Source organism: Sphingomonas sanguinis, from assembly GCF_001476905.1.
In the GTDB taxonomy this organism is placed as follows: Bacteria; Pseudomonadota; Alphaproteobacteria; order Sphingomonadales; family Sphingomonadaceae; genus Sphingomonas; species Sphingomonas sanguinis_B.
The window spans coordinates 1-13185 of the sequence record NZ_LDTE01000147.1 but is presented as its reverse complement, the minus strand read 5'-3'; the positions used below and the strand labels follow the sequence as shown (position 1 = coordinate 13185).

General features: G+C 67.3%; 13 protein-coding genes and 1 pseudogene. 3 read left to right on the top strand and 11 right to left on the bottom strand.

Features of this window, described 5'->3' with window-relative positions:
• The 8 genes from tssF to SB4_RS17630 all read right to left on the bottom strand — a co-directional run.
• Positions 1-851: type VI secretion system baseplate subunit TssF (gene tssF / locus SB4_RS17665; protein ID WP_241488678.1), on the bottom strand; the 851-nt coding region annotated here is incomplete at its 3' end.
• A 3-nt stretch (positions 852-854) separates the two neighbouring features.
• Positions 855-1388, bottom strand: coding sequence for a type VI secretion system baseplate subunit TssE (gene tssE / locus SB4_RS17660; protein WP_058716432.1), 534 nt, complete (start codon positions 1386-1388; stop codon positions 855-857).
• Positions 1389-1395: 7 nt separating this feature from the next.
• Positions 1396-2166 carry a type VI secretion system accessory protein TagJ gene (locus SB4_RS17655; RefSeq protein WP_058753627.1) on the bottom strand — a complete coding sequence of 257 codons (771 nt, stop codon included), beginning with the start codon at positions 2164-2166 and terminating at the stop codon, positions 1396-1398.
• Between the two features lie 29 nt (positions 2167-2195).
• Entirely contained in the window at positions 2196-2690 is a 495-nt protein-coding gene (locus SB4_RS17650) for an Hcp family type VI secretion system effector (RefSeq protein ID WP_058716434.1), read from the bottom strand.
• 41 nt (positions 2691-2731) lie between these two features.
• The gene (gene tssC, locus SB4_RS17645) at positions 2732-4225 is read right to left on the bottom strand and encodes a type VI secretion system contractile sheath large subunit (protein WP_058753626.1); all 1494 of its coding nucleotides are present in this window, start codon (positions 4223-4225) and stop codon (positions 2732-2734) included.
• A 70-nt stretch (positions 4226-4295) separates the two neighbouring features.
• Positions 4296-4826, bottom strand: a complete 531-nt coding sequence (gene tssB / locus SB4_RS17640) for a type VI secretion system contractile sheath small subunit (RefSeq protein ID WP_058716436.1) — start codon at positions 4824-4826, stop codon at positions 4296-4298.
• Positions 4827-4921: 95 nt separating this feature from the next.
• Complete coding sequence (locus SB4_RS17635) at positions 4922-5926, bottom strand: type VI secretion system protein TssA (RefSeq protein ID WP_058753625.1); 1005 nt, start codon at positions 5924-5926, stop codon at positions 4922-4924.
• Between the two features lie 19 nt (positions 5927-5945).
• Positions 5946-6590, bottom strand: coding sequence for an OmpA family protein (locus tag SB4_RS17630; protein ID WP_241488679.1), 645 nt, complete (start codon positions 6588-6590; stop codon positions 5946-5948).
• 337 nt (positions 6591-6927) lie between these two features.
• Here SB4_RS17630 and SB4_RS17625 point away from each other — a divergent pair, with 337 nt between their 5' ends.
• Genes SB4_RS17625 through tagH form a run of 3 tightly spaced genes read left to right on the top strand, consistent with a single transcriptional unit; the run spans position 6928 to position 11037 of the window.
• Positions 6928-8958 carry a type VI secretion system Vgr family protein gene (locus tag SB4_RS17625; RefSeq protein ID WP_153006316.1) on the top strand — a complete coding sequence of 677 codons (2031 nt, stop codon included), beginning with the start codon at positions 6928-6930 and terminating at the stop codon, positions 8956-8958.
• Positions 8959-8962: 4 nt separating this feature from the next.
• Complete coding sequence (locus SB4_RS17620) at positions 8963-9550, top strand: DUF6931 family protein (RefSeq protein WP_153006315.1); 588 nt, start codon at positions 8963-8965, stop codon at positions 9548-9550.
• Complete coding sequence (gene tagH / locus SB4_RS17615; protein ID WP_058753621.1) at positions 9547-11037, top strand: type VI secretion system-associated FHA domain protein TagH; 1491 nt, start codon at positions 9547-9549, stop codon at positions 11035-11037. Before SB4_RS17620 ends, tagH begins: the two co-directional genes overlap by 4 nt.
• A 33-nt stretch (positions 11038-11070) precedes the next feature.
• Here tagH and SB4_RS17610 read toward each other — a convergent pair whose 3' ends face one another.
• The 3 genes and pseudogenes from SB4_RS17610 to SB4_RS20110 form a co-directional block, all read right to left on the bottom strand.
• Positions 11071-11859 carry an AAA family ATPase gene (locus SB4_RS17610; protein WP_058753620.1) on the bottom strand — a complete coding sequence of 263 codons (789 nt, stop codon included), beginning with the start codon at positions 11857-11859 and terminating at the stop codon, positions 11071-11073.
• Entirely contained in the window at positions 11849-12820 is a 972-nt protein-coding gene (locus SB4_RS17605) for a 2-hydroxyacid dehydrogenase (protein WP_058753619.1), read from the bottom strand. Before SB4_RS17605 ends, SB4_RS17610 begins: the two co-directional genes overlap by 11 nt.
• Before the next feature lie 103 nt (positions 12821-12923).
• Positions 12924-13185, bottom strand: a pseudogene (locus SB4_RS20110) (MFS transporter); the annotation flags it as partial.

Here is a 13185-nt window from a genome sequence, read left to right as displayed (position 1 = left end):
CGGTCGAGCCGGGGCAGATCGACGAACAGGAAGCGCTCGGGACAGGCGAAATACTCGCTGAGCAACCGGTAACCGCGAAACGAGCGCAGTTCGGCAGGCAGCAGCGCCTGATCATCCTCGAACCCGACCTGTTCGGGCAGGGGCAGCTTCTTCCACCCCTCCGCCCCCGCCGCCGCATCGGCCGAGCGCGCGATCACCGCCAGCGTCTCCCCGACCATCTGGCGATAGAGTTCGGCGGGCAAGGCCTCCGCCCCCGACAGATAGAGCGGCAGCGAGCGAGGCAGCACCTGGGGCAAAGACGCCCCGCCCGTCGCCTCGAACCGGATGCGCAGCGCGGCTTCGGCGCGGACATTGGCCGCGCTGGCAAAGGGCGCGACCGCCGCGCGGCTGGCCAGATATTCGACCTGGGTGATCTTCAGCGGCCAGAGCGTGACCTCATGCCCGGTGCGGAACTCGACCGGTACGCCGTCCTGCTCGGTCGCCGTCGCGGTCAGCGGCGTGCCCCGTGCGACCTGATGCCCCTTGATGAGGATCGGGTCGCCTTCCTTCGGCTCGAAACCGACCACGCACATGGAGGGCATGGGCGCGAGATAATGTGGCTGGACCGCATGGAGCAGGTGCTGGGTGAACTCGGGATATTGATCCGCGATCTTCAACTGCACCCGTGCGCCCAGATAGGCGACGCCCTCGAGCAACCGCTCGACATAGGGGTCGGGATCGGTCGGTGTCTTCAGGCCCAGGCGACCGGCGACCGCCTCATGCTCCTCGCCGAACGCCCGCGCCTCCTCGCGCAGATAGGCCAGTTCGTCATTATAGAAGCGCAGCAGGCGCGGATCGATTCCCGACGACATCGCCTATTCGCGCACGTTGACCGACAGGGTTTCCGCCTCGACCTCGGTGCGGAACTTGACCGGCATCACCTGTGCCGCCGAGGTGATGTCACCCTGGATCAGAAAGGTCAGCGCGTGGGGATCGTCCTCGCTCTCCACCGGATCGACGGTCAGGCCTTCCCGCGACAGGCGAGGCTCGAACAGGCGGACCGCCCGCCGTATCTCGCGGGCCCGTGCTAGCACCGCCCGCCGGTTGAGCGTCCGCCCCGCCAGATCGGTCAGCCCGTAATTGAGGACGGAGTCGCGGACATGCGGATAGGGTTCCAGATCGACCAGCGACTCCAGATTGGTCGTGTTGAGCAGCCAGGCGAGGTCGCGCCTTATGGTCGCGCGCAACGCGGTCTCGTTGAAGCGCTCCAGCTTGGGCACCGAATAATAACGGAATTTCTCGCGGCTAACCTCCGGCGCCTCATCGCTCATGTCGCGCAGGCCGGAGATTTCCAGGTCGGCGACCAGCTTGTCGTAAAGCGTCGGGGTCAGGCGTTGGGAAACGGCCATCGCTGCGTCACCCGAACCGCAGGCTGCGCAGGCTCAACAGGCCATGATCCTCATCGCCCGATGTGATCAGCACACGCTGCCCCGAACCATGGCCGTCCTCGCCCCAGCTCGTCGCACGGGCCAGCGTCTCCGCCGGGTCGCGCGCCTGGCCCGGATAGCGGGCGGGAAGCAGGGCGGCGATGCGGGGGCCGCTCGCCAGGGTGATCTCGACCGGATACCAGACGATGTCGCGCAGGTCGCGCGGCCCCTCGCTGACGATCTCGGTCACGCTGGCAAAGGGGAGCCAGCCATATCGGCCTCCGATAATCGCCTCCAGCATGGGGCCGAAGCGCGGATCGGCATCGGCGATCCAGTCGAAGGGACTCTCGTTCAGCTGTCCCGGCGTATCGGGCGCGGCATCGAAACCGGCCTCGCGCAGCCGTTCGGCCTCGTCGGTCCGGCCCTGCGCTTCCGCCTCCAGTGCGGCGGCCAGCGGCGCGGCCCATTCGGCCCCGCCATGAATGTCGGCCCGGATGGTGCCAGCAAACACCGCTTCGCGCTGACGCTCCGCGTCGATCGCCTGGCCATAGACGACGGAAAGCATCTGCGCTTCCGGCGACAATTGGGCGAGCGAACCAAGCTGCGCCTTCGCCTTGTCCCATTCTCCGGCAATCGCCAGCAGCTGGAACAGGAACATGCGGTTGGGCACGTTTCCGGGGTCGCGCCGGACGACCTCGACCAAGGCACGTCGCGCCCCGTCGAGATCGCCCGCACGCAGACGATCGTCCGCTTCGTTCATATCGCTCTCCAGCGGACGATCGGCCGGGCTTAGCCTGCCTCGTTCTGACGAATGTCGTAGTAAGCGGTGACGACGCCGCCGTCCTTGCCACCCTGCGCGTTCTGCGCCTGATAGTCGAAGGTCACCTTGGCGCAGTTGAACGTCACCGATTCCATGATCGCATCGCCGCCGGACGCACCATTATTGTGGATGTCGGAGACGATGATGTCTTCCAGCTTGATCTTGTAATAGGTCAGCGGCGACGAGCCATCACCCGCCTTTTGCGAGTAGATGATCGCTTCCTTGATGTGCTTGCCCGAGGCGCAGGCCTTGAACAGCAGCGGCGACGACTTGTCGACTTCCTTCTGGATGCGGATGTCGGAGATTTCGGCCTTGCCCGAACCGCCACCGGCACCGCCCGAGTGGAACGAACCATGCTGAACCGCACCGAAATCGAACGAAATGATATCGATTTCGCCCTGGTGGTTCTTCTTGCTCGATTCGCCGTGGATACCGTCAATTTTGAGGAAAAGATCGACTGCCATGAGTTTCTCCTATCTCTACTTCAGGATTGGGATGCGCCGGTTCAACCCGACGTCTTGGGTAGGCGTGAAACCATACTCAACGTAACGTCCATGCCCTCCAGCTGGTAATGCGGAACGAACATGAACTTACCCTTATAATAACCGGGATTCTCTTCGTCCGGGACAACTTCGATCTTCGCCTGCTTCAACGGCAGGCGAGCCTTGGTCTCTTCGTTCGACGTCGTGGGCGAACCATCGACATATTGAAGGACCCAGTTGTTCAGATCGCGCTGCAACTGTTCCGCCTCGCGCGAGCCGCCGACCCAGTCGCGGACCATGCACTTGAGGTAATGGGCGAAGCGACAGCTGGCGAAGATATAGGGCAGCCGCGCCGACAGGTTCGCGTTGGCGGTCGCCTCCTTCTTGTCATAGGCGGCGGGACGATGGACCGTCTGCGCGCCGATGAAGGTCGCCTGGTCGGTATTCTTGCGATGGACCAGCGCCATCAGGCCCGCCGACGACAGTTCCGCCTCGCGCCGGTCGCTGATCGCGATCTCGGTCGGGCATTTCTGGTCGATCCCGCCCTCGTCGGTCGGGAAGGTCGCGGTCGGCAGTTCCTCGACCGTGCCGCCCGATTCCACGCCGCGGATGCGCGTCGTCCAGCCATAGGTGTTGAACGCTTCGGTGATACGCGTGCCCATCGCATAGGCGGCGTTCAGCCACAGATGCTGGTCGTGCTCGCCGCCGGTATCTTCCTCGAAATCGAACTCATCGACCGGGTCGGTCTTGGCACCGTAGAGCGGACGCCCCAGGAAGCGCGGCAGCGCCAGCGCCAGGTAACGGCTGTCCTCCGACTGGCGGAACGAGCGCCAGGCGGCGTAATCGGTCGCGTCGAACAACTTACCCAGGTCGCGCGGGTTCGACAGCTCGGTCCAGCTGTCCATGCCGAGCAGGCTGGGGGCGGCGGCGGCAATGAAGGGTGCATGGCTGGCCGCGCCGATCCGCGACAGGCCGCGCATCACCTCCAGATCGGGGGCGCTGTGGTCGAAATAGAAGTCGCAGACGAACGCGCCATAAGGCTGGCCGCCCAGCTGGCCGAATTCCGACTCATAGACCTCCTTGAACAGCGGGCTCTGGTCCCAGGCGGCGTCGCGATATTGGCGGAACATCCGCCGACACTCTTCCTTGGACATGTTCATCACGCGGATCTTCATGTCCTTGCCGGTCGAAGTGTTCATGACGAGGTAGTTGAGCCCCCGCCATGCCGCCTCGAGCTGCTGGAATTCCGGATGATGGATGATCTGGTTGATCTGCTCGGTCAGCTTGCGATCGATCGCCGCGCGCATCGCATCGACTGTGGCGAACACGTCGCCGCCGATGATCTTGGCATCGCCCAGCGCCTGCTGCGCGAGCGTCTGCACCGCCTGTTCGATGCGGTTCTTGCGCTCATCATTAGCGGGGCGGAACTCCTTCTGGAGCAACGCTTGGAAATCGTCGAGTTCCCCTGCGGTCGCGGGGGCTGCTTGATTGGTCTGACTGAGCGCCTCTTGCGCCATGATACCGCTCCGATCCGTTTAATGGACTGGCCCCCTGCCGGGCCACCGCTATTCGCCAAACTGTCTGGTGTCAGTCCGCCTTCGCCTCGGCGGTCGGTGCCTCGCCATCCGTCTGGCGCGCGGCCGAAATCGCCTGCAACAACGCCGGATCGCGCAGCACCCGGTCGAGCAGATCCTGCGCGCCGTGCTTGCCGTCCATATAGGACAACAGATCCTCCAGCTGGGTCCGCGCCTCGAGCAGCTTGGCCAGCGGTTCGATCTTGCGCGCGATCTCGCCCGGCGAGAAGTCGTTCATCGAGTTGAAGGTCATGTCGACCGCGATCTTGCCGTCGCCGTTCAGCGTATTGTCGACGGCAAAGGCGACGCGGGGGGCAATCGCCTCCATCCGCTGGTCGAAATTGTCCATGTCGACATCGATAAATTCGCGAGATTCCGCCGCCTTCTTGTCCTTCAGGCTCTTGCCCGACAGGTCGGAGATCACGCCCATGACGAAGGGAAGTTCGATCTTCTGGCGCGCGCCATAGGTCTCGACCTCATATTCGATATGGACCCGAGGCTTCCGATTTTCGCGAATGAACCGCTGACCGCTTTTGATCGCCATGTGCTCCGTCCCGTTCTTCAGCCTCTGCGGGGCTTCCCCCGCTTAATGTTTCAGAGCCGTAATGGCTCCCTGACCACGATCTGCTTTACCTTGATCTACATCATATCTGAGGAGGCATCGGCCTCCGCCCTGGCCCGCAGCACCGCCGTCGCGTCGTTGACGCTGTTCGGCGCGATGTCCGCCAGGATCGCCATGAAATCCATGGTGATCCAACCCTTTACCCGACCCAGGGCGACCGGGATCGGGCTCGACGGCTCGACCCGGCCATAATAGTCGATGACCGCATCGAGCGCGCGGGCCACATCCTCGCGCGACTGGATACGCCCGGTGCCGCCAGACCCCATGCCGCCCGGCGCGGCCGACAGGGCGATCGGCCGATCGTCACCGGCGTCAGCCCCCATCTCGCCGGTCTGCCGGACAAAGGGGGTCAGCGCGTGGACGATACCCTCGATTGCTTCATAGGTCGGACGGAAATTGGTGCCGGTCTGCCCCGCCTCCCCCGCTTTTTCGGAGAGAACTGCGTCGGCGCGTTGCAGGGCCGCCTCGATCCGGCGGAACTGATCGACGATCGCCTCGACCCGCTCGACCGGCGTATCGGCCAGCGCGGCACGGAACGGACCATAGCCATCGGCCATTCCATCCTCGCTGAACCGCTGGATATCCGCCCCGTCATACTCGCCCAGCCGCGGATGCTGGATCAGCGGCACGCGCCGCAGCGGTGCCAGGAACTCTCCGATCCGGACCAGCGACTCGCATGCGCCCTTGCGCCCCTCGATCCCATATTCCTCGATCGTCGGATGCGCACTGTCCCAGAACTGCTCGAACAGCCCGGCGAGCAATTGCACACCCGCCTCGACCGCCGAGAGATCGCCCGCCCGAGCACCCGCCCGGGCGAGATAGACGGCCAGCCAGACGTCACGGGTCGCCTGCGCCTGCACCTCGATCATCGCGATGGTGCTGCGCCAGTCCACCTCATCCGCCGGATCGCTGAACGCCTGTTCGATCGTCTGGCGCGCGGGCTCATAGGACAGGTCCGGCCCTGCCGGCGCATCGGGCGCGATCGGCGTCAGCAGCGCGGCGATATCGGTGCTGGGGGCCATGTCCGACACCAGCAGCGCCTCAGGAAATCAGCTCGGCTTCGACGCGACGATTAGCGGGATCACTCTTGCCATGGCCGGGCAGCGGCACCGCCGAGCCGAAGCCCCGCGTCTCCAGCCGACGGCGATCGACGCCCAGCACGACCAGATAATCGGCCACCGCCTTGGCGCGCGCCGCCGACAATGGGCCGTTGATCCGCGCACCGCCACGCAGGTCGGTATGCCCCTCGATTAGGAAGCGCTTGTCCTTCAGCTCGGGCATCAGCAGCGAACGGGCAAAGACCTGCGCCGCGCGTGTTCCCTCAGCAGACAGCTGCGCCGAATTGAGCTCGAACCCGATCATCAGATCGGCCCGTGGGCGCTGGGTCGCGCCATAGTTCACCGCCGGAGCGGATGGCGCGGCATAATGCGCGCGGCGCGGCGTCGGCCGGCGAGTCGCCCGCTCGATGCCGCGGGACGGCGCGGCGACAGCGGCCGTACCGCTCGCCTCGGCGGTGGGCTTCGCCAGTCGGAAACCCTTGGTCTGCGGCGCATCGCGCGTCGCCACGGGCTGGCCGCCCGCCACGCCGTCGCACTTGCCCGCGAAGGTGCAGAGATAGCTTTCGACGCTCGGCCGCGCCTTGGAGGACGCCGCCTCCTGCGCATGAGCCGATGGGACGACCAACACGGTCGCCAAACAAGCTGTGAGCATCCGCAACGACATGGTTACTCCCGTGCATGTACCCGATGCTGCTTCACATTAGGTCGAGCGCTCTTACGAAGCAACCCATATGGCAGCATTACCGCCCCAAGCTCGTCCGATCCCGACCTGACATGGGCAAAACTTAGCCTATACGCATCACGTCACATTTTTGTTTCATACCCGTCACAAATTATCTTATCTGCGCTGATATCGATTGTTTCGCGTCTTGCAACCGGTCGGCGCGCCAGCCGTTGTATCGCCGGAACGAAGCCGGTAGGATCGGGGCCTGCGCGCGGTTTGGCGCGATCGGCGGGAGTGGTTGGTGACAGACACGACGCAACGCCTGACGCAGATGGCGATCGACGTGGGCGACGAGCAGGTCGTCCTGGAAAGAATACGGAGTTCGGAAAGGCTGAGCACACCGTTCGAGGTGCTGGCCGACATCATCTCGCCGTTGGAAATCGATCTTCAGCCGCATCTCGGCAAGCCGGCCGGGCTGGCCGTGCTGGAGGATAGCGAGCTGCTGCGCCGTTTCCACGGTCTGGTGACGGCGGGCGAATATGTGAAGGAAACCCAGTCGGGGCATCATTATCGCCTGTCGATCCGGCCCTGGACCTTTTATCTCGACCAGAACCGGCAGATGGCGATCTATCAGGACAAGACCGTCGTCCAGATCGTCAAGCAAGTGTTCGAGAATGCCGGGGTGCAGGACGTCGACTATACGCGGCTGGTCCAGCCCCGCATCCCGCGCGGCTACACGGTGCAGTATCGGGAGAGCGACTTCGCCTTCGTCTCGCGCCTGATGGAGGAGGAGGGAATCTATTATTTCTTCCGCCATGACGCCGACCGCCATGTCATGATCCTTTGCGAGGGCCCCGCCTCGCACCAGCCGGGCAAGCCATCGCGGCTGAAATACAACGCCAACAGCGTGTCGGTGTTCACCGCCGACTCCAAGTCGCGGTTCGGCGCCCAGGGCGATTATCTGCAGACCTGGATCGAGCGGGTCGCCTCCACCGCCGAGGCCAAGGTGACGGTGCGCGATTTCGACTTCGAGTCGCCCGACCAGCCGCTGTCGGCGGAGGCGAGCGGCGAAGGCGCACACCCGCGCGACGATCGCGAGATTTTCGTCTATCCCGGCCGCTACACGCGTGAAAAGACCGGGCGCGGCGACCAGGAGCAGACGGGCCGCGACCGGGGCCAGGCGCTGCTGGATGCGCAGCGCGCCGGGCGGCGGACCTTTACAGGCACGTCGCAGGCCACCGGCCTGACCACCGGCTACCGCGTCGATGTCGAGGAGCATCCGGCGGCGCGGATGAACGGGTCCTACCTGATCACTTCGGCCGAACATTCCATCGCGGCGGAAAGCTATCGCTCCGGCCAGCAGGACGACGAAGACTCGTATAATGTGAAATTCGAGGCGATTCCCGCCGACACCGTCTTCCGCCCCCGCCTCGAAACGCCGCGCCCGCGCGTCCAGGGGCTGGAGTCGGCGATCGTCACCGGGCCGCCGGGCGAGACGATCTACACCGACGAATATGGCCGGGTGAAGGTCCGCTTCCACTGGGACCGCGCGGACACGCCGGGCGAGCGGTCCACCTGCTGGATTCGCGTGTCGCAGACCGGCGGGCTGGGCAATGTCATCCTGCCCCGTGTCGGGCATGAGGTGCTGGTCGACTTCCTCGACGGCGATCCCGACCGGCCGCTGGTCGTCGGGCGCGTCTTCAACAAGGCGCATATGCCGGTCTATGACCTGCCCGCCAACAAGACGCGGGCGGTCTGGCGGACGCTGACCTACGGCCCCTCCGGCGACTATCCCGAGACGCAGGCGCTGGACAGCGGCACCAACCGCACTTCCAACGAAATCCGTTTCGAGGACAAGGGCGGCCAGGAAGAGCTGTTCATCCATGCCGAGCGCGACATGAACAGTCGCGTCCGTTTCGATGAAAGCCGCCATGTCGGCCACAACCAGGACCGTCAGGTCGGATTGGACCGCACCACCAAGGTCGGCCGCGACGACACCAAGACGATCGGGCGCGATCGGACGACGCATGTGGTGGGCAAGGACGGCCTGCTGGTCGACGGCACGCTGTCGATCGAGTCCAAGACGTCGATCACCTTGCGCGTCGGCAATTCGGTGATCGTCATGGAGCCCGGCGGCATTCGCATCCAGTCGCCGCATGTCGAGGTGCAGGCGACGACCGAGGCCATCGTCAACGGCGGCGCGGAGACGCGGATCAACGGCACGGCCAAGCTGGTGCTGAACGGCGCCATCACGGAGATCAATCCCGAGGGACTCGGCGACGGCGCATTCGGCGCGCCCCAGACGCTGGGTCCGGCCGCGGGCGAAGGCTGACCGGATGGCGGCGGATGGTAGCGTGAAGTCCTGGGACTCGGTACGATTGACGGAGGCGCGCCAGGTGCTGGCGCTGATGGGTGTCGATCGCGACGAATGGCCCCCGGCCACCCTTACGGTCATGGCGCATTATGATGCCCTGCGCGCGGCCCGCCATCGGTCGGCCGCGCTGGATTATCTGGCCCATGCGCTGCCTCGACTGGAAGCGATCGGCTGGGCCGCGCGGATCGTGGAGGATGCCGCCCGTCACGATCCCCCGCCCCCGCGTCGTCGCCAGGCGCTCGACATGGCGTTGCGCTGGTTGGAGGCACCCAGCGAACATCATCGCCGGGCGGCGGGTGATGCCGCCGCCGCGATCCCGCGTCCGGTGCCAGAGCGGCTGCTCGCCTCCGCCGTCTTCTTCTCCGGCGGTTCGATCGCCGCCCCCGGCCAGGCGGCGGTGCCCGCGCCGGACCATGTCGCCGCGCGCTATGTCGCCGGGGCGATCGGTGCCACCTGCCGCGAGGCCCCCGACCCCGCCGCCGCGTTCGACGCCGCGCTGACGCTGGGCGAGGCCGTCGCCGCGCGCGGACTGGCCGCCCTCGACCGATGACCCTGACCCTCTCCATCGAAGGCGCACGCCGCCTCGACAATGGTTCGCCCTCCGAACTCGTCCTGCACCGCCGGGGCGCGATCGTCGGCCGGGCCGCCACCTGCGACTGGGCGCTGCCCGATCCGACACGTCACGTCTCCTCGCGCCATTTCGAGATACGCTATGACGGCGGCGACTATCTGCTGATCGATTGCAGCACCAACGGCACGACCCTGGCGCAAACCGGCGAACGACTGACCGCGCCGCACCGTGTCGCCGATGGCGATCGTTTCCATGTCGGCACTTTCGTCATCGCGGCGCGACTGACGGGACGGGCCGATACGGCGCAGCCTGTCGCGCCGGACCAGGCCGAACCGGTGTGGCGTGGGTGGGACGATGCGGCCCCCACACCCGCTCCCCCCGCTGCGCCAGCCGGCGACGGATGGGGCCCCGCCCCGACGCCTGCGGCCGGGAGCGGTGGATGGGACCCGGTGCCGACACCCCCTTCGGCCCCCGGCGGCTCCGCCTGGCAACCGCAGGTCGGCCCGAGCCTCGCGCGCCCCGACGACCATCGGGCCGCCGCCGGATGGGACTCGCGGCCCGCCCCGGCTGCGCCGCCCGCTTCGGGAGGCTGGCGGCCAGACGCCGCCGCCGCACTACCTCCCGTCGTATCGACCTGGGAAGCCGCGACCCCGCCCCCGCCGCCCGCCTCGCCCTGGTCGAGCGCCGCACCCGCACAACCCGCTTCTTTGTCACCCGACGATCTGTGGGGACGGATTGCGGAGGGCAATGTGGTGGACTGGGCGCGGGGCGGCTTCGGACAGCCCAGCGAACCGGTTCGCGATCCGCTCGGTCTGTCGCCCGCGTCCGGTGCCGCCGCCCTGCCGCCCGAGCGTCCCCAACCGCCACAGGCGGTGCCGACACCGGCCCCGACCTCCGATGCGCTGGCCGCCTTTGCCCAGGCGGCCGGAATCGATCCCTCGCGACTGGGGCCCGACGACGCGACCCGTGCTGGCGCGCTGTTCCGGCGGCTGGTCGCGGGTCTGGTCGTGATGGTTGAGGCGCGTGCGCGCGCCAAGGCGCAGTTGGGGGCGGAGGCCACCGCCTTCAGCCCCGGCGGGCACAATCCGCTGAAATATGCCCGCACGCCCGACGAAGCGGTGGCGATGCTGCTCGGCCCGGCACAACCCGGCTTCCTGCCCGCCGATCAGGCCATCGAAGATGCGTTTCAGGACCTGCAATCGCACCAGGTCGCGACCTTGCGCGCGATGCAGGGCGCGCTGCGCACCACGCTGGAACGCTTTTCCCCTTCGGCCATCCGGGCGCGCGCCGAGGCAGGCGGCGTCATCGAACGCATCCTTCCCGCCGCCCGCGACGCGGCGCTGTGGCAGGCCTATGAACGCGAATTCGGCGGCGTCGCGCAAGGGTCGGACGAAGCCTTTCTCGACATGTTCGCCAAGGAATTCCGTCAGGCCTATAACGAGCAGTCGCGCCGAAAGCCGGGTTAGAGCCCCTTTTCCGTCACGCGGTCCGCAACCGGCTTAGCCGATCAGGGCGCGGCTCTCGTCCAGGCGCAGGCACAGGTCGGCGCGTGACGGCATTTCGGCCCAGATATGGCGGGTCAGCCGCTCATAATGGCTGACGAAGCGGGCGAGTTGGGTATCGTCCATCACACCCGCACCCTTGCCGCGCGCACGGCGCAAAGCCTCTTCCTGCTGAGTGCGCCAGCGCAGGACCGTCGGCCAGTCGGGTGGCATCATCAGCACCAGCATGTCGAGCTGGTCGAACAGCGCCGGATAGTCGGCGGCGAGCACGGCGTTCACATGGCGGCGCCAGATACCATCGGCGTCTTCCTCCGCCTCCAGCCGGTTGATCGGCGCGGCCAGCGCCTCCTCTCCTTGCGGACGCGCGCCAACGCACCAGCCCTCGAAGATGATGAGCGAACAAGGGACAGGCGCGGCGGGCCATGTCGCTTGCGGCGCCCGGTCGTCGATCGCCTTGTCGAAACGCGGCAGGGGAACGGCCTCGCCGCGCGTGATCGCCGCCAAGGTCGCGACGCCCAGCGCCACGTCGTGCGTGCCCGGCACGCCCCGCGTCGCGAACAGGGGGTGCACCTCGCGCGCCAGTTGCTGACGTTCGGCGTGGGTGCGGTAGAGATCGTCCAGCGACAGGATCGCGCTGCCCTCGAAGCGCTCGGCCAACCGGGCCGCGACGGTCGACTTGCCGCTGCCCTGCGCGCCGCACAGCCCCAGCACCAGCGGCGGCTGGCCCGCGCGGCGCTCGGCCAAGCGATCCGCGACCAGCCCGGCGACCGCCGCTTCAGGCAACACGATCGCCGGGCTCCTCGCCGCGCAGGAACACCGCCAGATTGTCGGCCGCGCGCATCCCCATGGCGGTGCGCGCCTCGATCGTCGCGCTGCCCAGATGCGGCAAGAGGACCGCACGCGGATGCGCCAGCAGGGCGGGATGGACGACCGGCTCGTGCTCATAGACGTCCAGCCCGACGCCGCCGATCCGCCCTTGCGCCAAGGCCTCGGCCAGCGCGGCTTCGTCGATGACCGGGCCGCGCGCGGTGTTCACGACGATGGCATGGGGCTTCATCCGCGCCAGCAGGGCGGCATCGACCAGATGGCGGGTCGCCTCGCCCCCCGGCACATGCAGCGACAGGATATCGCATTGCGCCGCCAGCGCCTTGGGCGTGTCCACACGGGTCGCCTCCAGCGCCCGCTCCACCTCGGGCGACGCGGCCGAGCGGCTGGCATAACGGATGCGCATCCCCAGCCCCCTGGCTTTGGCCGCGGTCGCCTGCGCGATCCGGCCGAAGCCGATCAGGCCCAGTGTCTTGCCCGACAGGTCCTGCCCGATCAAGTGCGACGGGCGCCAGCCGGTCCACTGCCCGGCGCGCAGCTCCCGCTCGCCCTCGCCCGCCCGACGCGCGGCCATCAGCATCAGCAGGATCGCGATCTCCGCCGTCGCCTCGGTCAGCACATCGGGCGTGTTGGTCACCACCACGCCCGCTTCGCGCGCGGCCGCCAGGTCGATATGGTCGACCCCCGCGCCATAATTGGCGAGGATGCGCACCCGCCGTCCCGGCGTGGCCAGCAGGTCCGCGTCGATCCGGTCGGTGATGGTCGGCATCCAGGCGTCATAGCGGGTCATCGCCGCGACAAGTGCGGCACGATCGAGCGGCTGGTCGTCGGCGCTCAGCGTCGTGTCCCAGGTCTCCGTGAGATGACGCTCAACGGCATCGGGCAGGCGGCGCGTAACGAGGAGCTTGGGCAGGTCTGTCATGGCGTGCGGGCGCTCCTGTGGGCTGGGCGGCATCGGCGATACCGCGATCGGGATCGACCTCCAACCCCGTCACCCCAGCCGTTCGGCGCACGGTGGCGGCGTTTCAGGACGCCCGATCGCCGCTGCCCCACAACAGGGCCAGCGCCACCAGGCTGCCCAGGATCGGTACGGTCGTGGCGCTCAGCGTGAGCAGGGTCACGCCGTCTCCGCCCCACCCGCCCAAGGACACCGGCCCCAGGGCGACGATCGCGGCGAACAGCAGGTTTCCCGCCGCCGCCGCCGCTTTCAGCACCGCCAGGAACAGGCCGACCGGCGTCGCTTCGTCCTGCGAGCCGCTCGCCATCGCATGGTGCACCGTCGCGGTC